The organism is Bradyrhizobium sp. WSM3983 (assembly GCF_000473045.1).
Taxonomy (GTDB): domain Bacteria; phylum Pseudomonadota; class Alphaproteobacteria; order Rhizobiales; family Xanthobacteraceae; genus Bradyrhizobium.
In genome coordinates, this window is the sequence record NZ_AXAY01000009.1 from 298,411 (window position 1) to 317,751 (window position 19,341).

Annotated in this window: 15 protein-coding genes, 1 tRNA gene and 3 pseudogenes; 5 read left to right on the forward strand and 14 right to left on the reverse strand. The window is 61.2% G+C overall.

Translation table 11 applies throughout. The features are described 5' to 3' along the window. Nucleotides 1-677: 677 nt before the first annotated feature. Complete coding sequence (gene clpB, locus YUA_RS0117435) at nt 678-3,326, forward strand: ATP-dependent chaperone ClpB (RefSeq protein ID WP_027531852.1); 2,649 nt, start codon at nt 678-680, stop codon at nt 3,324-3,326. A 944-nt stretch (nt 3,327-4,270) separates the two neighbouring features. Further along, the gene (locus YUA_RS52600) at nt 4,271-4,432 is read left to right on the forward strand and encodes a metallophosphoesterase family protein (RefSeq protein ID WP_371259894.1); all 162 of its coding nucleotides are present in this window, start codon (nt 4,271-4,273) and stop codon (nt 4,430-4,432) included. A 202-nt stretch (nt 4,433-4,634) separates the two neighbouring features. Here the strand turns inward: YUA_RS52600 and YUA_RS0117440 are convergent, their stop codons facing one another. From YUA_RS0117440 to YUA_RS0117520, 13 genes and pseudogenes are all read right to left on the reverse strand, one after another. Next, nucleotides 4,635-5,867: a DUF1236 domain-containing protein gene (locus YUA_RS0117440; RefSeq protein WP_027531853.1), complete on the reverse strand. Its 1,233-nt coding sequence runs from the start codon at nt 5,865-5,867 to the stop codon at nt 4,635-4,637. Between the two features lie 160 nt (nt 5,868-6,027). Then, a pseudogene (locus tag YUA_RS44280) lies at nt 6,028-6,592 on the reverse strand (alpha/beta fold hydrolase); the annotation flags it as partial. Further along, nucleotides 6,588-6,827, reverse strand: a pseudogene (locus YUA_RS48310) (D-amino-acid oxidase); the annotation flags it as partial. The pseudogenes YUA_RS48310 and YUA_RS44280, both read right to left, overlap by 5 nt. A gap of 287 nt (nt 6,828-7,114) precedes the next feature. After that, nucleotides 7,115-7,429 carry a co-chaperone GroES gene (locus YUA_RS0117455; RefSeq protein WP_027531855.1) on the reverse strand — a complete coding sequence of 105 codons (315 nt, stop codon included), beginning with the start codon at nt 7,427-7,429 and terminating at the stop codon, nt 7,115-7,117. A 759-nt stretch (nt 7,430-8,188) separates the two neighbouring features. Further along, nucleotides 8,189-8,891 (reverse strand): annotated as a pseudogene (locus tag YUA_RS48315) (HAD family hydrolase); the annotation flags it as partial. A 185-nt stretch (nt 8,892-9,076) separates the two neighbouring features. Further along, the gene (locus YUA_RS44290; RefSeq protein WP_051383241.1) at nt 9,077-9,805 is read right to left on the reverse strand and encodes a type 1 glutamine amidotransferase domain-containing protein; all 729 of its coding nucleotides are present in this window, start codon (nt 9,803-9,805) and stop codon (nt 9,077-9,079) included. Between the two features lie 173 nt (nt 9,806-9,978). After that, complete coding sequence (locus YUA_RS51710) at nt 9,979-10,437, reverse strand: hypothetical protein (protein ID WP_027531859.1); 459 nt, start codon at nt 10,435-10,437, stop codon at nt 9,979-9,981. A 1,000-nt stretch (nt 10,438-11,437) separates the two neighbouring features. Then, the gene (locus YUA_RS46935) at nt 11,438-12,280 is read right to left on the reverse strand and encodes a hypothetical protein (RefSeq protein WP_156947157.1); all 843 of its coding nucleotides are present in this window, start codon (nt 12,278-12,280) and stop codon (nt 11,438-11,440) included. 388 nt (nt 12,281-12,668) lie between these two features. Continuing rightward, a complete protein-coding gene (locus YUA_RS0117500) occupies nt 12,669-13,691 on the reverse strand; it encodes a hypothetical protein (RefSeq protein WP_027531861.1) in 1,023 nt (340 codons plus the stop codon). Nucleotides 13,692-13,757: 66 nt separating this feature from the next. Beyond that, a complete protein-coding gene (locus YUA_RS0117505) occupies nt 13,758-14,081 on the reverse strand; it encodes a hypothetical protein (RefSeq protein ID WP_027531862.1) in 324 nt (107 codons plus the stop codon). 175 nt (nt 14,082-14,256) lie between these two features. Next, nucleotides 14,257-14,331, reverse strand: a tRNA-Val gene (locus YUA_RS0117510). A 160-nt stretch (nt 14,332-14,491) separates the two neighbouring features. Then, the gene (locus YUA_RS0117515) at nt 14,492-15,790 is read right to left on the reverse strand and encodes a hypothetical protein (RefSeq protein ID WP_027531863.1); all 1,299 of its coding nucleotides are present in this window, start codon (nt 15,788-15,790) and stop codon (nt 14,492-14,494) included. Between the two features lie 118 nt (nt 15,791-15,908). Next, nucleotides 15,909-16,517 (reverse strand): DUF1134 domain-containing protein, encoded by a 609-nt coding sequence (locus YUA_RS0117520; RefSeq protein WP_027531864.1) that lies wholly within the window; start codon nt 16,515-16,517, stop codon nt 15,909-15,911. 141 nt (nt 16,518-16,658) lie between these two features. Between YUA_RS0117520 and YUA_RS0117525 the strand changes: the two genes are divergently transcribed. Continuing rightward, on the forward strand, nt 16,659-17,144 hold the full coding sequence (locus YUA_RS0117525; protein ID WP_027531865.1) for a YHS domain-containing (seleno)protein: 486 nt from the start codon (nt 16,659-16,661) through the stop codon (nt 17,142-17,144). Here YUA_RS0117525 and YUA_RS0117530 read toward each other — a convergent pair. Further along, on the reverse strand, nt 17,134-17,964 hold the full coding sequence (locus tag YUA_RS0117530) for a 3'(2'),5'-bisphosphate nucleotidase CysQ (RefSeq protein ID WP_027531866.1): 831 nt from the start codon (nt 17,962-17,964) through the stop codon (nt 17,134-17,136). The two genes, YUA_RS0117525 and YUA_RS0117530, sit on opposite strands and share 11 nt — an antisense overlap. Nucleotides 17,965-18,138: 174 nt before the next feature. Here YUA_RS0117530 and chpT point away from each other — a divergent pair, with 174 nt between their 5' ends. Together chpT and YUA_RS0117540 are read left to right on the forward strand one after the other, a co-directional pair. Beyond that, nucleotides 18,139-18,792, forward strand: coding sequence for a histidine phosphotransferase ChpT (chpT, locus tag YUA_RS0117535; RefSeq protein ID WP_027531867.1), 654 nt, complete (start codon nt 18,139-18,141; stop codon nt 18,790-18,792). 196 nt (nt 18,793-18,988) lie between these two features. Continuing rightward, the coding region (locus YUA_RS0117540) for an Hpt domain-containing protein (RefSeq protein ID WP_027531868.1) at nt 18,989-19,341 on the forward strand (353 nt) is incomplete at its 3' end.

Below are 19,341 nucleotides of genomic sequence, written 5' to 3' on the forward strand. Positions count from 1 at the left end.
GTTAAGCGATCCGGATCTTGCAGGGATGGGCAATCTCGGTGCTGCACGAAGTTGGCACCATCCGCGACGGTGAGTGTGAGGAGCACGGCTGGATGCAAGACCGGCCCGATCCGCACGCCCGCGAACGCGCCTTCATCAAAGCCCGTCAGGATCCGCCGCCGAGGCAGCATTGCTGGCCCGGAAGCCGCTTTCCGTGGATGAGTTCGTTAACAAATCCGCCTTTGGAGACAGCTGCGCCTACTTGCGCAAAGTTCACGTCGCCAACCTGAGGCGCTGGGTAGGGCAAGCCGCTTGGAAGGGCGAGCATGGTAACCGGAAGACGCGAGAAAAGGCTGCCACCGGCGAGTCCTCACACTCCCGCTTCGCCGTTTTAGACGGCCGAACTGCCGAGCGCCTCCGGGCAGACTCGCAAATGGTCCCACTTTCCCGAGACTGCCATTGGAGACTTAGTTCGATTGCGAGTGCCGTCGGAGAGCGGCACCCCGCCGCGGCCCGGGGGGCACGCCCAGCTATACGGCGGACGCGGAGATCGTCTCGCCGGCTTCTTGGGTCGCGTCTGAAATGAGGGCGACGACCTCCGGCTGGTTGACCGATATCAACGCGGGCGGGCGGAAACCCAACAATGATACCATGGGAGCGCCTTCGGGGCTGAGTGGCAGGCTGAGGGAAGCAAACCGATGAATATCGAGAAATATACCGAGCGGGCGCGCGGCTTTGTCCAGTCTGCGCAATCGCTGGCGATGCGCGAGGGGCACCAGCAGTTTTCACCGCTGCACCTCCTCAAAGTGCTGCTGGAAGATGCCGAGGGGTTGGCCGCCGGTCTGATCGACCGCGCCGGCGGCAATTCCCGGGCGATCCTGAAAGCGACCGAGGACGCGCTCAACAAGCAGCCGAAGGTTTCGGGAAGCGGCGCCGGACAGATCTATCTCGCCCCTGAACTGGCACGTGCCTTCGATGCGGCTGAAAAGGCTGCCGAGAAGGCCGGCGACAGCTTTGTCACGGTCGAGCGGTTGCTGTTGGGCCTGACGCTCGAGAAAGGCAGCGAGGCCGGGGCCATTCTCAACAAGGGCGGCGTCACCCCGCAGAATCTCAATGCGGCGATTGAATCGCTGCGCAAGGGCCGGACTGCCGACAGCGCCAGCGCGGAAAACGCCTATGACGCGCTGAAGAAATATGCCCACGACCTGACGCAGGCGGCGCGCGACGGCAAGCTCGATCCCGTGATCGGCCGCGACGAGGAAATCCGCCGCACCATCCAGGTGCTCTCCCGCCGCACCAAGAACAACCCCGTGCTGATCGGCGAGCCCGGCGTCGGCAAGACCGCCATCGTCGAGGGCCTGGCGCTGCGCATCCTCAACGGCGACGTGCCAGAGAGCCTGAAGGACAAGAAGCTGCTCTCGCTCGACATGGGCGCGCTGATTGCGGGCGCCAAATACCGCGGCGAGTTCGAGGAGCGGCTGAAGGCCGTGCTGCAGGAGGTCATTGCGGCCGAAGGCTCGATCATCCTGTTCATCGACGAAATGCACACACTGGTCGGCGCCGGCAAGGCTGATGGCGCCATGGACGCGTCCAACCTGCTGAAGCCTGCGCTGGCGCGCGGCGAGCTGCATTGCATCGGCGCCACCACGCTCGATGAATACCGCAAGCACGTCGAAAAGGATGCGGCGCTGGCGCGGCGCTTTCAGCCGATCTTCGTCTCCGAGCCGACGGTCGAGGATACGATCTCGATCCTGCGCGGGCTGAAGGACAAGTACGAACAACACCACGGCGTTCGCATCAGCGATTCGGCGCTTGTCGCTGCGACCACGCTGTCCAACCGCTACATCACCGACCGTTTCCTGCCCGACAAGGCGATCGACCTGGTCGACGAGGCCGCGGCGCGGCTGAAGATGCAGGTCGATTCCAAGCCCGAAGAACTCGATTCGATCGACCGGGAAATCATCCGGCTGAAGATCGAGCAGGAGGCGCTGAAGAAGGAAACCGACGCGGGTTCGAAGAGCCGCCTGCAGGCGCTGGAAAAGGAGCTGGCCGATCTCGAGGAGAAATCGGCGGCGCTGACGGCACGCTGGAGCGCGGAGAAGAACAAGCTCTCCAATGCGCAAAAGCTGAAGAGCGAACTCGACGCCTTGCGCATCGAGCTGGCAAACGCGCAGCGACGCGGCGAATTCCAGCGGGCCGGCGAGCTTGCCTATGGCAAGATCCCCGAGCTGGAAAAGCGGCTTGCCGACATCGAGGCCAATGAAGCATCCGGCGAAATGATGGAGGAGGCGGTGACCGCCAACCACGTCGCGCAGGTGGTGTCGCGCTGGACCGGCGTTCCCGTCGACAAGATGCTGGAGGGCGAAAAGGACAAGCTCCTGAAGATGGAGAACGCGCTCGGCAGGCGCGTGGTCGGCCAGGCCGAAGCTGTGCATGCGGTGGCAACCGCCGTGCGCCGGTCGCGCGCGGGGCTGCAGGACCCGAACCGCCCGATGGGCTCGTTCATGTTCCTGGGGCCCACCGGCGTCGGCAAGACCGAGCTGACCAAGGCTTTGGCGGAATATCTATTCAACGACGAGACCGCGATGGTCCGGCTCGACATGTCGGAATACATGGAGAAGCACTCGGTGTCGCGGCTGATCGGCGCGCCTCCCGGCTATGTCGGCTATGACGAGGGTGGGGCGCTCACCGAGGCGGTGCGGCGTAGGCCCTATCAGGTGGTGCTGTTCGACGAGATCGAGAAGGCGCACCCCGACGTCTTCAACGTGCTGCTGCAGGTGCTCGACGACGGCCGCCTGACCGATGGTCAGGGGCGTACCGTCGACTTCCGCAACACGCTGATCATCATGACCTCGAACCTCGGTTCGGAGTTTTTGGTGAATCAGCCGGAAGGCAAGGATACCTCCGAAGTGCGCGAGCAGGTGATGGGCATGGTGCGGGCGCATTTCCGGCCCGAATTCCTCAACCGCGTCGACGAGATCATCCTGTTCCACCGCCTGCAGAAGAGCGAGATGGGCCGGATCGTCGAGATCCAGTTCGCTCGTCTCCAGAAACTTCTGGAGGATCGCAAGATTACGCTGACGCTCGATGCGGCGGCGCGCGACTGGCTGGCCGCCAAGGGTTGGGATCCCGCCTATGGCGCACGTCCCCTCAAGCGCGTGATCCAGCGCAACCTGCAGGACCCGCTGGCGGAGATGATCCTCGCCGGTGAAATCAAGGACGGCGATCGCGCCGTGATCTCGGCCGAGGGCAATGTCCTGACCTTCAACGGCAAGGCGCCGCAGACCGCCGAGGTAGCCCAGTTCGAGGCGCCGCAGGCCAAGCGCAAGCTGCATAAAGGGGAATGACGTCGTGCTGATCGATGACGCCCCACAGCCGGCCAGCCGTGTGCGCGGGGGCGAGCTGAAGTACTCCACCAGGATAGAAGGCGCAGGGTGGCCAGCACACCTACGCCGAGCAATGGCAGATAGTTGGAAGTCGATGCCAGTCGTTCGGCTATCGTTCCAATAAACCCGAGGCGGAACCCGGGGAGGGTGCCCGGGTTCCTAGCCCGCCGGAACAGCATCCCTCCCTCTAAGGACCGCTCGGCATGGCTGCCCTGTTATGTTCACAAGCCAACTGAACCGTGGGTGAACTTTTGCAGTTAGGAACCGAGAAGGCACGAGCAATATGGTTCGGCAAATCGGGAGGAACTATCACCCGCGTACGGTGGCCGCCTTTTGCGACGAGAAGCGCTTGCCGCCAGCCGCCAAGTCGACGATCGTCTCGAGCACCCCTGCTATCACAGAACGACGTTTTTGAGGCCGGACCAATTGCGGCTATGAGCACGTTCTGCCCAGAACGCCGCAACGAAATCGCAGCGAATTAGGTGAATCGGTCGTGAACAAAACTTCGCGCAACCGTTCCTCACAGCATGAGAATCAACGACTTAGAAAACGCTCATTGCGTTCGGGACGCTGGCTCATCGGTTCTGGTCTGTTCATGCGACGAGCCTGGGGAATTGGCTAATTGAACGATTGCAACAATTGGATGTTGCGTTTCGCATAAGGCGCCCGTCCCGTCTCTCGGGATGCGGCTCACGCCCCGCCGTTCGGTCCTTGAGGAATACTGCGCAGTGCTGAGGATTGGCATCATCTCGGACACTCATAGCCTGCTGCGGCCCGAGGCTGCGATGGCTGGCCGGAGTAGCGCATATCATCCACGCCGGTGATGTTGGCCGTGTGGACGTTCTCGAGGGACTGCGTCCAAGGAACTGCAATTCGATCCGGCAAGGCGCGGATTTGACGTAGTCATTTCGCATCGACCGCGGATCGAAACTATTGACAGGGTCCTCTACCTGAATCCCGGAAGCGCCGGGCCACGGCGTATCAAGTTGCCCGTCACATTGGCGACTCTGGAACTGACCGCAAGCGGGCTTCAGCCCATCATTCACGAGCTTAGTTGCGCAAAATGATCGCACAACGGCGCGACCTACTTTTCGGGAGCCTGTCAAGCTCAAGCGGGATCACCATGACCGTTTTCGTCTATGTCAACATCAGCAAGCCGGTCGGCGACGTTGACCACCAAGGTGTCTGCAAACCAGGATGCCGCGGAAACGTGCAGCCTCATCCCGGCCCTCTCCCCTTGAAGAACGGGGAGAGGAAGAACCGCCAGCCTCAGTCGATCACCTGGACGATCTTCTGCTGCTGCGGGTCAACCAGCACCACCTCGTCGCCGATGGCGAGATAGCGGTAGTTGGCAAGCTCCGGATGGTTGCGCGCCAGCTCTTCCGGCACCGGCTGCAGCGACAGACAGTTCGACGCCGAGGTTCCGCCTCCGCCGCCCGAAGGCGAGGTCGAGCCGACCGTCGTCGAAGAGCTCCGCACCAGTTCCCTGAACCGCCTGCGCGTGTCATCATCGCTGATGACGACACGGTCGCGGCCGTAAGCGGCCGCCCTGTTGTAGCCCGGTCCGTCGTCGAGAATATCGACGACCTCGCGCCGCCGCGGATCGATAATGGCAACGCGGTTGTCGATCACCGTGTACTCATAGTCCCGGTATTGCGGCATGATCCGCACGATATCGGGCGGCAACCGGCGCGCCTGCACGCCCCGCGGCAACCGCGTGCCGACATCGACCTGGATATTGAGATTCTGGCTGGTGCCCGTCCTGTCACGCCGCAGCTGATCGACGACTTGCCTGCGCTGATCGTCGTTGCCTGCGGTCGAGGAAGTCTGGCGGGTCGATTGATCCGGCGCCTGGCCGGTCTTCTGGGTCTGTGTGTTGTCGGCCGGCCGCGCGCTCTGCTGCGGCGAGGAGTTGGAGGGCTGGGCGGCCTGATCGCGCTGCTCCTTGCGATCGCGATCGATCTGCTGCTGGGTCTGCTGCTGCTTGGTCTCGGCCGGCCTGGTGGCGTCCTGCGCGCGGTCCTGCCTGGGCTGACTCTCGCGGCCCCGCAGCTTTTCCTCGGCCTGTTGCTTCTGGTCGGCAGCCGGCTTGGCATCGCGGCCCTGCTGCAGGTCCTTCTGCTGCGCCGTGCTCGAGGGCGCGCGCTCGCCCCGGCCGGGCTGATCTTTGCTCTGCCGGGTCGGCTCCTTGGACTCGCGGCCCTGCGGCTCCTGCGCCTGCTTGCTGCGCTCGGCCGGCGACGGGGCCTCACCGCGCTGCATGTCCTTGGAGCTGCCCTTCGGCTCGGACTGCGCGCGTTCATTGATGCGATCGGCCGCGCCGCCGCGATCCATCTCCTTCGACTGGGCGGCTGGACGGTCCATTTCCTTAGACTGAGACGCCGGTGATTGGGCGCGGGGGCTCTCCTCGCGCTTCAGCGAACCTTCCGGCGATTGCGCAATGGCGGCACCGGCCCCAATGACCAACGCCATCGTCGTCGTGTAAAGCCAATTAATCCTCATGGCAGAACCTCCTGTTGGTTCCCCTCGCCCGTCTCGGATTGGGCAACCTAGGTTTCCGCGTTTGGTTCCGCTATGACGGCGGTCAACCGGCGGCGAGGCGATCCAGCGCGGGTTGGTCAAAAGCGCGATCAGCGCCTCACGCTCATAGACCCTTCCGACGGAGCCGCGCAGGGCGCCCGCCCACGGTCATCGTGTCGTTGAACAGCTCTTGTTGTCTCACATCAGGTCCTTGGTAATGGCGCGGAAATATTCGCCTGCCAGCGGTAAGATGTCGGTTACCCAGCGGTCGAACATCCGGAAGGATTTGACGAACTCATCGTTCCAGATGTTTTCCCACAATTGCACCTTGGCTGATGGCGCGCGAGGCCGGCCGCAGCATCTCGAAGGATTGCGGTATGAGTTCCGGCGGCATGTTGCCGGTGCAGTCGACCAGGCGATCGACGTCGAAGTAGCGACGGTCCGCGAAATTGGCAAACAGCTTCATTTGGCAGAAATCGACCGGCGTCGTGAAGCAGATTAAATTCTTCATTGGTCCGTCGTGGAAGATTGAGCCGTATAGCAGCGACAGCACGCCGCCGAAGCAGTAGCCGATCACGGTGACGTCGCGCTCGCCGGAATCCTGGTGCACGCGCCGCACAGCGTCGGGAATGAAGTTGAGGACGTAGTCCTCCATGCCGAGTGATCTTTCCTCGCTTCGGCGCCGTCCAGTCCAGCATGTAGACGTCCTAACCGCGCCTGGCCGGAACGAATCCCTTCGAGGCCGTCCGGTAAGAGGCTGCGCCAATGCTTCAAAAACATCGGCAGAAATTGCGGAACGAAACGCAGTTGCTGCGGGGTGACGTCCACGCGCCCACGTCCGATGATCGCCAGGGGGTAGCCGCCATCGCTCCGGCGGGTGAAGCAGATGCTGGCTGCACCGGGAGAGACGGCCAGGATCGAAGAACGGATCGAGGGAAACGGAATAAGTTAGGTCAAACCGCGGTCACTGCAACGATCCGATACGAGTTGGAGTCGTCGACGCCAATCTGATTGCCGACCACAAAGGACAGGTAAGCAGGCCGCCAATAGTCGGGGCAAGCTCGAGACAATCCTCATGGCGGATCCGCGATATGCAGAACGTCAAAAAGTTAGGCAAGTGGCACGAGCCATACCGGCCGTGGAACCTATAACGCAGGGTCGACCGGCCGCTCATTTGAGTAAGCGAGCGACGCCTGCTGGGCGACCGCATCTTCCTCGTGTCTCCGCGCTTAGGCGGCCTTCTTCTTGGTGGCGGGGACGTCGAGCACGCCCATGATATCGGCCTCCTTCATGATCAGGAGATCCTGGCCGTCGAGGACGACCTCGTTGCCGGACCATTTGCCGAACAACACGCGGTCGCCAACCTTGAGGTCGATCGGGATCAGCTTGCCGGATTCATCGCGGCCGCCGGGGCCAACGGCGACGACTTCGCCCTGCGAGGGCTTTTCCTTGGCAGTGTCCGGAATGATGATGCCGCCCTTGGTCTTCTCCTCGGCTTCAATGCGTTTGACCACGACGCGATCATGGAGCGGACGGAATTTCATGCAGTCCTCCTTCTACTGTGACTATTTCCGGATTGGCATTCGAATGCACGAGTGGCAGCCGGTCTCCACATAAGCCTGTGACACCGAGGCATAAGGTCCTCGCGCCAATGATGTTTGACTCTCTCAGGCGCACTGTCGCTTCATCCTGGGTGGATTGGCGCAGACGGATAACTCCATGATGGGGAAGCGCCTATGGAGCTGTCGTTGACAGGCATCAAGGGCGATCGATTTAGGACGTGCCGCCTCTTCTCTCCCGATTCCATATTGCGGTCGTCGTCACCGGGATCTGCCTAATTCTGCCCGGTATGTTGACGGCCGTCATTTTCAGGTCGTGAGCGCTGTTGGAGAGTCGAGTTCGGTATCAGCTCTTGGCTTCGATTGTTTGGGAAAGGTCGTATGTGAAGGGACGGTCCCTGACGACACTGCATCGGCGCGCTCTGCCTCGCCCTTGCGTTTTCCGGTGTTGGAGCAGCTGCAGCAAGCACCGCCAGTGAGCGCCAAGCCGGTCGATCTCCAAGATAAGCGCAAGGCGCGTTACCAAGCCAACTCCGCGGAGGCTCTACCGCGTCAACTTCTGTTGGAGTTCTATCCGGCAAGCAGCGAGAGGCCATCAGGCGCGTTCGAATTGTTTGAAGCGCGATGACCGTAGCTGGCGGAAACTCTGACGAAGATGGGCTTGGGCGCTGGCAGCCCGCCGATTCGCGCTTCCGGCTCAAGAGTGCTTTCGGTGGTCGGTGCGCCGTATGCACCCGGATTCACTCTTTTTCCGCCGACCTCGTCGATATGGTCCAGGAGGTCGCCTGGATCCTCGTAGACGCGGATGGCGCCTGCCTGCCGTAGTTCATCGAAACCGTATCCGCCGGCTGAGGAGTTCCATCCCCAACGCCCGGCAGCGCGTTGCCGAGAGCAGATCTCAATGCTGTCCCGACCACAATCGCCCTTTCGATGGGGACACCGAGACGGTCGGCTGCGGCGAGGAACAGATCGGGATCCGGCTTTGCGTGCCTGACCTGATCGCGCGTGATTACCGTAGCGTTTGCATGATCGACGTTAAGCGCTGCGAGATCGGCCGCCGCCGTTGGCCGCTGGAAGCGATGGCCTAGGGAATTCGTGCTTCGATGAGCCAAGCGGGCAGCTTGCGCGCGCCGGGAGTCCGGTAGAGAGAGATCTGCCCTGAATTCCGTTGATAGGCCCGCGCATGAGCTCGCCGCAGCCGCTCAACGCTCTCGATCTCAACCGCAGTCTCGCGCAACAGCTGATTGGTAAATAGGCCCCCGCTCATGCCGACCTTGGATGATTACGCCAAACGAGAGCTCGATCTTCTCTCATCAAGCGCAGCCCTCCAGGACAAAACATGCTGATAGACGCTGTCGACCAGCGTGCCATCAAGGTCGAACAATACGGACGGTTCGAGGCGCGTTGATGAACGCTCCTCTTTGCACGTACTTGTAGCCGACCCGATCGGGACCCTGTAATGGATGAGCAGGATTAGTCCGCGCCTTTAGCCATGGCGCAAAGATCACGGCCTGACCTCTATTATTTTGACGATAGCGCTGTCCCGTCGCTGATGAGGCTGCTGCTACGTCGACGAACTCCTGCTTGATTTGTCCGATCAGCCGGCGCCACACCCGGGCCACCCCCGCAGTACTATTCGGGCGCTCCGAGCCGCGACGTTACTACCTGTCGGGCCTGTCCCTTGGTCCGCAATCGATGAAGTAAAGCGTTGGCGACAGCTTCCGAGGATGCTGGATTTTGTCCCGTGATCAGATCGCCATCGGAGACGGCATGGGGTTGCCACTTCTCTTTCCGGGAATAATTGCCGCCGTTATTCCTCAACATATCTTCGATCAGGAACGGAACGACGTCCGTCAGTTCAATTGCAGCCTCCTCGAGGTTGGAGAATCCGGTGACGGATTTTCCGGCGACAAGGGGAAGGCCATTTGGTGCCATGGTGTAACGCAACGCGGCGGGACCATGGCAGACGAGCGCTAAAGGATGACCCGTGCAGAACATGGTTTCGATCAGTGCGATTGAATGAGGGTCATTGGCGAGATCCCACAACGGGCCGTGGCCACCTGGATAGAAGGCGGCATCATGGTCGCGGGCCGAAATGCTCGACAGCGTCCGGGTGTTCGCCAACTCGGTTTGCGCGTAACTGTCGCGCTGAAAGCGAATAGTCGCTGCGGTTTCCGCCTCGGCCCACTCGCTTCTCGGATCGACCGGTGGCAGGCCTCCCTCGGGAGATGCAAGTGTGAGAACGATGCCGGCGTCCTTAAAGATGTAGTAGGGCGTAGCGAATTCATCGAACCAGAAGCCGGTCTTCTTGCCAGTGTCCCCAAGTCGATCGTGCGAGGTTAGTACGATCAATATCCTCATCTCGGGTTTGCTCCTCTGCTCAGCGCCTGGGTGGCACTAGAGCATCGGGCATCGTTGCTTGACGTTCATTGAGGGTCATCAGTTTTGCCGTCAAAAAGGACCGGCTGGGTTCCGCGACCGTGTCACTCTTGAACAGCGTTGGCTTCTTCATGGCGTGGCACCCGCTCTGAACGTCACCTCCAGCGCTGATCGACACAGGCCTTTGGCTTGTTGCAGCAGTCGTGTTCTAGCGAGGGATAATCCGTGTATGCTTTCTCGCCTCGACCGTAGTAGGCAGTTGGATCGTCGGCGTTGAACGGTGCGCCGATAAGCAGCCGCACGGGCAAATCGGGTTTCACACCGCCGAACTCGGTCTTGAGCGACGCCATCACAGCAGCTTTTGATCCGCGAGGGGGCTTTCCAACCTCGCGCGTGTCTTCGTCGTGGAGGTCAATTAGATCGCCAAACGTGCAGACGTTCCGCACCACGCGTGGCTTCGACGATCCATTGCGGTCAATGTTGCGCTCCATGTCGAGCGCCCAATCTTCACCGTCTTTGCGTCGGCGAAAGGTCTCTGACACGCAGCGGTTCTTACGACGGACCTGGACGCGCCAGTTCCCGGAGGGCAACTGAGTGAAGCTGGCCATGGCCATGTGCACTCCCCAATTCGTGTGCGCTACATTGGGAAGCAGGCATTTGGAAAAGCGCCACTCGGCCAACGAACCGCGACCTAGTCCAAGCCCACACATTAAGAGATGGCAGCTCTCGTTCTCGCTTAGGAACGCCGCAACGAAATCGCAACGAATTGGGTGAAACGACCGTGAACAAAACGGGACGGATGCGACCATCACATCAAGAAAATTCAATAACTTAGAAAGTACTCACTGCGTTCGGGACGCAGGTGTCAAATTGCCACCTGAACCGAATGTCGGTATCGGTGGTTGCGCCTCCCCGCAACCACCGATACCGACACTCTAGGAGCCATCGCTGCTGCGGGAATTTTCGTTTGAGATCAGGAGCGCGCTTATCGAGCTCAACGATTAGTCAATAAGCTTACGCACGAGATGCACACATCTGCAGCTCGACGACATCGCCGTCCCATGCCTTGGTGTTCTTGATCTCTTCGTGGTGAGACAGGGCCGAGAAGGTGATCAGCGTTGCCGGCCTGCTATTGTCCGGCGTTACCAAGAGGTAGACCGCAGCCGGTCACGTCGGAAATGTTGGAGGGGATCCACGTGCCCCTAGTCGAATTTACGTCGGGCGCCGCGGCAGTCGACGTGTTCGCCTTGGTGCTCATGCCATCGTTCTTGCGGGCCATCTGCTCGATGCCATCGTTCGGAATATCGAAATTCGCTATTCGCCCGATACCAGCAAAAATGCCAGCAAACTGGACGGCTGGAGCGAATTTTTACGGGTGTTTCAATGTGTCGCGAAAATTTTCTCGTGAAAACCGGAATCGAACCAGCGCCTTAAGTGATTGTTATTATTTGCATTTTTTTCGTGGTGCCCCTGGCCGGAATCGAACCAGCGGTGCCAGAAACAAACAAGCTGATGTTGTCGACCGAAGTGGCGGCGCGTGATTACGGTGGCCTGACGAACATCAACCCAGATCATCCGGCACCGATTTTCTCGATTTCAATTCGAGTCGAACAACTACTTCCTCCGCGGCTCGCGCTTTGCCACCGCCTCGATTGCCTTTGAGAATATCTCAGGTCCTTGCCAGAATGCGAGCGTGAGTCCGTAAATCGTGAGTGCGGGGTACCCCGCACCACCCAAGACAAGTGAGATGATTCCTGCAACGATGATGCGCGAACCCTTCACGGTCGCAAGCTGGTCGGCTATCCGCGAAAGAACCTTTAAGACCTTTTCGCCGGCGTCTTTCACTGCGGAAGGAGCATTCTCGTCTTCGATGGTTTCGAGGTCCGTAGAAATCTTTTGCAGGGAAGCGACGATGTCGCCGGCCGAATTTATCCGTAACGACAAAAGCGCATCCGCAGCTTCTTGTATGCGTGAAGCCAGCTCTTGACGTGCCTCACGCGGAGATTTCTTCTGTGCGGGGAGATTCGACCCAGGTGCAGCAGGCGTTCCGTCAGCATCTCTGATCGCTTCTATGAGCGCTTCGCGGGTTCGCTGCTCCACTTCGTCGTCAGTCGCACGGTAGGAGTAAACGACAAACCGAAAATCCTTATGGTCGAACGGAAGCGGGTGACCAGCTTGCGCCATCAAGATGGTGGGGAGGTTTGTGGCGTGCCTCACTCCCAACTCGTAAAATCCGTTGGAGGTTAGCTCCGTAAGGTCTGCTATCACCAAATCCGCTGTCAGAACCTCATCCAGGAGTCTATCGTTGATTGAACCGTGTATCCGTTCAGATTGATACCGAACTAGCTCAAAGTCCGGAAAATCGATCCGAAAAACTGGTGCGACAAGTGTGTTGTAGATGGCCTCGGCGGCATTGTGGGGCGGAGCGTTACCGGGGCCGAACGTCGAGATGTACAAGCAGCGCTTAGTGGCCATAAATCACCTAGTAAAAAGGCGCTCCGGGGTGGGCTTGTTCAGCGCGGAGGGGAGGAGGCGCTGAACTTCTGATTATGATTTCAACTTGAGGTTTTTGACAAGCGGCCGCCTAGTGGCGGCGTTGCCGCTTCTCGCTGTAGGAGAATGTTTGGAATTTGCGTCGGCTGACTCGCTCGATTCCGATTCGTTCCGTACGAACGTTTCGGAGTGGGAATGTAAACGCGCTTTCGTCATTCGCGAGCCGTCTACGAATGGATGGGCCAATGACCAAGCAAACCCACCGTGACGCATGGTGGCATGGACCGTTGGAGCGTTACTTGGGCCGCTGCCTGCACCTATGGGTATATGCACGGCTACTTCACTTGAGGCTTCACCACTTCTCTTTGTGGTTTTTGGCCGTAAGCATGGACTTCGCGTTTTTATGGAATGCCATCACCGTCTTCCCGTAGGGCAGCTTCATGCTCTCAGGAACGTTGGAATCGAGCGAAAGCAACTGGATAGTGTTCGGGTTCCTGGCGATTATGATCGAGGGAATGTCCTGCCAGCCTTCGGCTTGAAGGTTCCCCCTCAGTGCGCGCCGCGTCGCGTTCGTCAGAATATCGACGAGCTCTAGACCCGGCTCGGGGGCCGTTGAGAAGCGCAGGTTCTCCGACAGTACTAAGCCGAGGTTCATGGGCTTCGGGCCATCCGATTGTGGCTTCAACAAATTCTTCATGAAGTCGGAAATCTCGTCGAACTCGAAGCGCTTCATGTGCGAGTAGTCGCCGATCTTCAAAGAAGCCATGGGGTCGCGCGCCATTTTGCTCTGGAGAGCAGGCTTAATGAACATCGTCCACCAATTTTCCCACGGCGTCGGGATCGAGTTGTCGCCCTTGGCGTCGATTACCCAATGGAAATTGGCAAGCTCCCGCGGTCGGCGCTGGGAATAATACATTGTCCCATGCTCGATAACCCGGTCGATTAGTTCGAACATGACAGCGCTCTGGATGTTGAGCTGTAAGCTGTAGCCCTCCAGTTCTCGTCGAGCCTTCCAAATCTCATCGATGAGCGATTGATGGTGCTTATCTGTGAGGCCGTTCGTCATACCCTCGGCCCGCCGCGCCTGGTTACGCCTTATGCCTTCCTCGGTGTGAATACCCAAATCGATTGCCGCCACTTCGAAGATGACGTCGTGGTGCCGTAGCATTGGCATAAGGCCGGCAATCTCCTTCTCGGACAGCCGCTTGCCCTTCACTTCGCCCTTTTCGGTGGGAAGGTATTTGCGCAGCTTCCCATATTCCCGCTCCAAGCTCCTTTTCCGATCGTCGGGAACGATCAACGCGCCGATCATCGAAATGCTGAGCGCCTGGCCTATGCCGGTAAAGGTGCCCGTCTCGTCGATGAAGATGTGCATTAGTTGCTATTCAGGGTCGAAAATGAGCCGCGTGTAAATCGAAGCGGCCGACGAAAAGCGGGTGTCTCATCGAAGTCCACTCACCAGGGCATAGCCGACCAGCTTGGCTCCTAATGAGTTCTTGGCATTCTGACCCTTATGGCGTGGTCGACGGCAGCTACGATCCATACCGGCTAATACGGAGCCTTTCATCAGCTCCTCGCGCGTGCACTCCTTCTCCTGTTCGGTCTTGAACTCTGCAGGCTTCCCATGAGCCAGAGTGTCACGCAGCTTCTTCATCCTCATCATGGAACTGAGCGCGCGCTTGTCTTCTTCGACGGCTATGCTGATCGCTTTGAAGACCTTGCAGCGTTTCTTAGAGAATTTGGCCATCTCGTCCCACGACTGCATAGCGCAGCTCGACCAGCACCATGGCATAACCGGGGCGTCCGTTGAGCCTTGTAAGACGCCGAGCTTTTTTTCTTGAGCGGTGCCGAATTTGAGGTGTGCCCCTGTCGTGCCCCGAACTTTTCGGGGCACACTCCGGGGGAATCGATCGGCTAAGTTATTGAATTTGCGGATCTAATGGTGGGCGCACAAGGGATCGAACCTTGGACCTCTCCCGTGTGAAGGGAACGCTCTCCCGCTGAGCTATGCGCCCGGGACCATCATGCAGACGGCCGGACCTTGTCGGCCGGCCGCGCATCGGAGCCCGCGATTTAGAAGTGCGGGCCCAAGGTGTCAAGTTTTCAGGCGGCTTGAGGCCTGAAAACCTTCCGCCAGTGTCTTAAATTCGGCGGCGAGACCGGATTTCGGGCCGCTTACGCGCCCTGCTGGCGGGCGCGGGAGGCGTGGGCCTGCAGCGCGCGGATGCGCTCGGCGAGCGTTCCGCCACCCTCGGGGAGGGTGGCTGCGGCTGCACCATTGGTCGCGACGCCGTTGGCCGGGCGCGGCGCAGGTTTGGGCGGCTGGCCGGCCTCGGCCGCCAGCAGCGCCTCGATCGGCGAGTTCGGGCCCTCGAGCTGCATCGCGAGTTTTGCCACCTCGGCGGCGATGTCGTTGATACGTTCGCGCAGCAGCGCATTCTCCATGCGCTCGGTCGCCCAGGAGCTCTCCGCCTGCTGCTGGATCGCATTGATCTCGCGCTGGAGCTTTGCGCGCTCGTCGCGTGCGGTGCGGAGCTGCTCTTCCAGCGCGGCCTTTTCCGCGCGCATCGCCTCGAACGCCGCAGACGACTTGCCACCGCTTAAGCCGGCGATCTCGACGCGCAATTCCTTGATCGTGCGCTCGGAGCCCTCGTTGGTCTGGCGGAGCTGGTTGTTCTCGTAGTCGCGCTCGGCCAGCAGCTTGCCTTGCGTGGCGAGGCGGCCTTCGAGGTCGGCGACGCGGCTGGACAGCATCTCGGCTTCCTTCACCTGCACGATCAGCTGGCGATCGAGCTCGGTGACGCGCTGGCTCAAACTCTCGACGCGGCCGCGCGCATCGCCAAGCTCACGCGAGGCGGTCTCCGATTCGACGCGCTCCTGCGTCAGCCGCACCTGCGTGGCGGTGAACTCTTTCTCGGCATCGCCGACACGGTTCTTCAATTCCTCGATCTGGGCGCGCACCGCGATCAGCTCGACCTGGCGGCTCTCCGCCATCATCGAGCGGTCGGACAGTTCGGAATTGATCTTGGCGAGCTCGCCCTGCTTGTTGCTCAGCGCAATCTCGGCTTCGCGCAAGGATGCGGTCTTGGCGTTGAATTCTTCTTCGGTGGCGCGGAGCTGCTCCTTGACCGCCTTCTCGCGCGCCTCCAGCGCGAAGATCGTGGCGTTCTTCTCGCCGAGCTCGATCTTCATGCGGTTGATGGCGTCGCTCTTCTTGCCGAGCTCGGCGAGCTGGCTCGTGGTCTTGTTCTTGAGCTGGTCGACGCTCATCTCCAGCCGGCGCGCCGACATGGCGAACTCGGCGCGGAGCTGGTCCTTGTCGGCCTGGATCTCCGCCATTGACAGCGGCGTGGCGGCCTCGAGCCGACGCGTGGTCAGGCGGACCGCGCGGTTATGCACCAGCGGCACGATGGCAAGCCCGCACAGCATCGAAAGCAGGAAACCGATCGCCAGGTACATGATCGGTTCGACCATGGGCCAGAACTCCCAGAAGCAACGAAAAATTTACCAAAGACAATGCATGGCGGGCCGGCAAAAAGCCAGCCCCGCCCTGTCGTTAACGTGAATCCGGAACCGGATGGGAGGTGGCGACCTAGAACGGGTTCCAGGTCGCGCGCGGCGTGTATTTGAGGTAGCCGATATTGGCGCCCAGCCGCAGGCCGAGGCCGGAGCGGATCGGCACCAGCACGATGTTGTTGGCGGTGAGCGCCGTCATGCCGAAGCCGCCGATGATGTAGGCCGAGCCGTCGAGACCGGCGAAGCGCTGGTAGATCGCGTTGGTGGCGGGCAGGTTATATACCAGCGTCATCGTGCGCGCGCCATCGCCGCCCCAGTCGAAGCCGAGTGACGGACCCTGCCAGTAGACGCGCAGGTCGCCGGCGTTCTTGGTGTAGAGCGTGCCTTCGCCATAACGCAGGCCGGCGACGAAGGCGCCGGAGCCTTCCTCGCCCAGGATGTAGCCGTTCGGCAGGCCCCATTGGCTGACCGCCTTCTCGATGATCGAGGCGAGCCCGCGCGAGACATTGCCGAAGAAGCGGTGGCCGGCGTTGACGAGTTCGTCCGGCCCATAGGTGCTGGGCGTCGGGGTCCGCTGCGGCGGCGGCAGGTCCGGCGGCGGCGCGGCCGTCTGGGCGGAGGCCGGCACGATCCAGCCAGCCAGCGCTACAAGCGCCACTGCGGCAAGGCGTGATGCGAAAGTCATAAAAGAACCCCTGGTATCGAAACCGGTCCGCTTCCCTTAACCTGATGCCAACAGGCACGGCTCTAGGTTGCGCCGGATGTCCCCTCGACTCGGATGTTATCCGCAGCAACTATGACGGCACAACGGCAGGAAGATAGCCCTTTGCGCCCCGGAATTGCCTTGATCGGCCGTCTGGTTTGCCTGCTGGCGGGCATTTGGCTCGCTTGCTCCGGGTTGCCCGCGCAGGCTGCCACCACCGAGCGGATCGTCGTCAATCGCTTCTCGGGCGTCGCCATCGAGGGCTTCGATCCCGTGGCGTATTTCGTCGATGGCGGCCCCATGCTCGGGACGGCGGAGTTCGAGGCCAACCTCTGGGGCGCCGTCTGGCGCTTCCGGAACGAGGGCAATCGGGCCTCCTTCCTGGCCCATCCCGAAATCTACGGCCCGCAGTTCGGCGGCTACGACCCGGCTGATATCGCGCGCGGGGTGACCATCGCCGGCAATCCCCGCTTCTTCGTGATCTCGGCGCAGCGGCTCTATCTGTTCAGCCGCGAAGACAACCGCGACGCCTTCGCCGCCGATCCCGAACGCTTCCTGTATGAAGTCGGCAAGCGCTGGCCGGCGCTTCAGGACAAGCTCAGTCAGTAGGCATGACCGCCCCGGCGTCGCCCCATGCGACGAATGCCGGGATGATGAAGCCGGTGTCGCCGCGCTCGCCGAACCGGATCTCGCCGCCCTTGCCGTCGGTCACCTTGCCGCCGGCCGCGGTCACGACCGCGCAGCCCGCCCCGAGGTCCCATTCCGAGGTGGGCCCGAAGCGCGGATAGATGTCGGCGCTGCCCTCGGCGATGCGGCCGAATTTGACCGCCGAGCCACACGTCTTTCTGACGGCGTTGGGTCGGCGGTTGATGAAGGCTTCGCTGGTCGGGTCGCCGTGTGAGCGGCTCACCGCCGCGACCCAGGGCTCGCCGTGCCCGGGCAGTTTGCGGGTCCGGATTGGCTCGGCGGGGCCGATGGTGGTGCCGTCAAACGTCACGCGCTCGGCGCCGCGGCCGACGATGCCGCGCCAGAGCAGCCCGAGCGCGGGCGCGGCCACAATGCCGAGCAGCGGCACGCCCTCGGTCACGATGGCGAGGTTGACGGTGAACTCGTCGCGGCCGGCGACGAACTCCTTGGTGCCGTCGAGCGGATCGATCAGGAAGAAGCTGCCGCGAAACGGCGGCGAGGCGAGCTGGCACCGCTCCTCCGAGAGCGACGGCACGTCGTTGGCAAGCCTGGCCAGGCCCTCCGCGATAATTCGGTCGGCGGCGAGGTCGGCCTCGGTCACCGGCGAGCCGTCCTGCTTGCCGTCGACCCGCATTGCCGCGCGGTTGACCGCGAGAATCGCCTCGCCGGCCTGCACCACCAGCGCGGTCAGGGGCTCCATCAGCCGGGATGCGGCCTCGCCGTCGATGATCCTCACCTGCATGCCTCATTCATTGGCAAGTCTCGCCCCTCGTCACTTGATTCGCCTGCGGCCCTTATCGCCGCTTCGAACCTATCGCAAGCTAGCTGCCACGGGCCGGCGAATGTTAGAACCCGCAGCATCCGTCAAGCATGCGTGATTCGCCGCGTCCGCGCCGTGCAATTCCAGGAACCCTTTATGTCTGACGTTCCGTCACCCGGTACCGCTTCTGCTCCCGATATGCTCGAACTCGCGGCACTGCTGTGCTCGCGGGTCTGCCATGATCTCATCAGCCCGGTCGGCGCCATCGTCAATGGGCTCGAGGTGCTCGATGACGATCCCAAGCCCGAGGACCGCGAATTCGCGCTCGACCTGATTCGCAAGAGTGCGAAGACGGCCTCCGCCCGCTTGCAATTCTGCCGCCTCGCTTTCGGTGCGGCCGGCTCCTCCGGCGCGCAGATCGACCTCGGCGATGCCCAGACCATGGCGCGCGGTCACATCGAGGACGGCAAGTGCACGATCACGTGGAATCTGCCGCGGCTGCTGATGCCGAAGAATCGCGTCAAGCTGCTGCTCAATATGCTGGTCGTGTCCCAGCACACGATCCCGCGCGGCGGCATGCTCACGATCGATTCGATCGGCGAGGGCGAGACGATGAGTTTCCGCATCACCGCGACCGGACACAACGCCCGCCTGCCGCAGAACATCGCCGAACTTCTGAGCGGCGAACGCGGGCCGGCAGCGGACGCGCACGCGATCCAGCCTTATTATACGCGGCTATTGGCTCAGGCCTGCGGGCTCACCGTGACGCTCAAGCCCGAAGGCGAAGCCATCATCATTACCGCTTCGTAAACGCGCCTGTCGCGTTCAAACGTTAATCGAATCTTTACAAGGCGCTTCGGCTTGTCCGGAGCGCCTTATCTCTTTGTTCGTTCCGTTCTTTTGCTCATACTCAACCAATATTAAACGCTTTGCGGTGAAGCTGGCCCCATTCTGAAATGACGCATCACAATTCGTGCGTGTCCTCCCTGTATGAAGGCCTGTTTTCATGGATGATCTGTTGCGGGAGTTTCTGACGGAGACCAGCGAGAGCCTGGACACCGTCGACAATCAGCTGGTGAAGTTCGAGCAGGAGCCGAACAACGCCAAGATTCTCGATAACATCTTCCGCCTGGTCCACACCATCAAGGGTACGTGCGGCTTTCTCGGACTGCCGCGGCTTGAAGCGCTGGCGCATGCCGGCGAGACCCTGATGAGCAAATTCCGCGACGGCATGCCGGTGACCGGACCGGCGGTGACGCTGATCCTGTCCTCGATCGACCGCATCAAGGAAATTCTCGCAGGCCTGGAGGCGACCGAAGCCGAGCCCGAAGGCACCGACCGCGATCTCATCGACAAGCT

Bases quoted from the DNA above. Each gene is read 5' to 3' on its own strand.
- clpB (WP_027531852.1), top strand. From the start codon at position 678: ATGAATATCGAGAAATATACCGAGCGGGCGCGCGGCTTTGTCCAGTCT.
- YUA_RS0117440 (WP_027531853.1), bottom strand. From the start codon at position 5,867: ATGAGGATTAATTGGCTTTACACGACGACGATGGCGTTGGTCATTGGG.
- YUA_RS0117455 (WP_027531855.1), bottom strand. From the start codon at position 7,429: ATGAAATTCCGTCCGCTCCATGATCGCGTCGTGGTCAAACGCATTGAA.
- YUA_RS44290 (WP_051383241.1), bottom strand. From the start codon at position 9,805: ATGAGGATATTGATCGTACTAACCTCGCACGATCGACTTGGGGACACT.
- YUA_RS51710 (WP_027531859.1), bottom strand. From the start codon at position 10,437: ATGGCCATGGCCAGCTTCACTCAGTTGCCCTCCGGGAACTGGCGCGTC.
- YUA_RS0117500 (WP_027531861.1), bottom strand. From the start codon at position 13,691: ATGCACATCTTCATCGACGAGACGGGCACCTTTACCGGCATAGGCCAG.
- YUA_RS0117505 (WP_027531862.1), bottom strand. From the start codon at position 14,081: ATGCAGTCGTGGGACGAGATGGCCAAATTCTCTAAGAAACGCTGCAAG.
- YUA_RS0117515 (WP_027531863.1), bottom strand. From the start codon at position 15,790: ATGGTCGAACCGATCATGTACCTGGCGATCGGTTTCCTGCTTTCGATG.
- YUA_RS0117520 (WP_027531864.1), bottom strand. From the start codon at position 16,517: ATGACTTTCGCATCACGCCTTGCCGCAGTGGCGCTTGTAGCGCTGGCT.
- YUA_RS0117530 (WP_027531866.1), bottom strand. From the start codon at position 17,964: ATGCAGGTGAGGATCATCGACGGCGAGGCCGCATCCCGGCTGATGGAG.
- chpT (WP_027531867.1), top strand. From the start codon at position 18,139: ATGTCTGACGTTCCGTCACCCGGTACCGCTTCTGCTCCCGATATGCTC.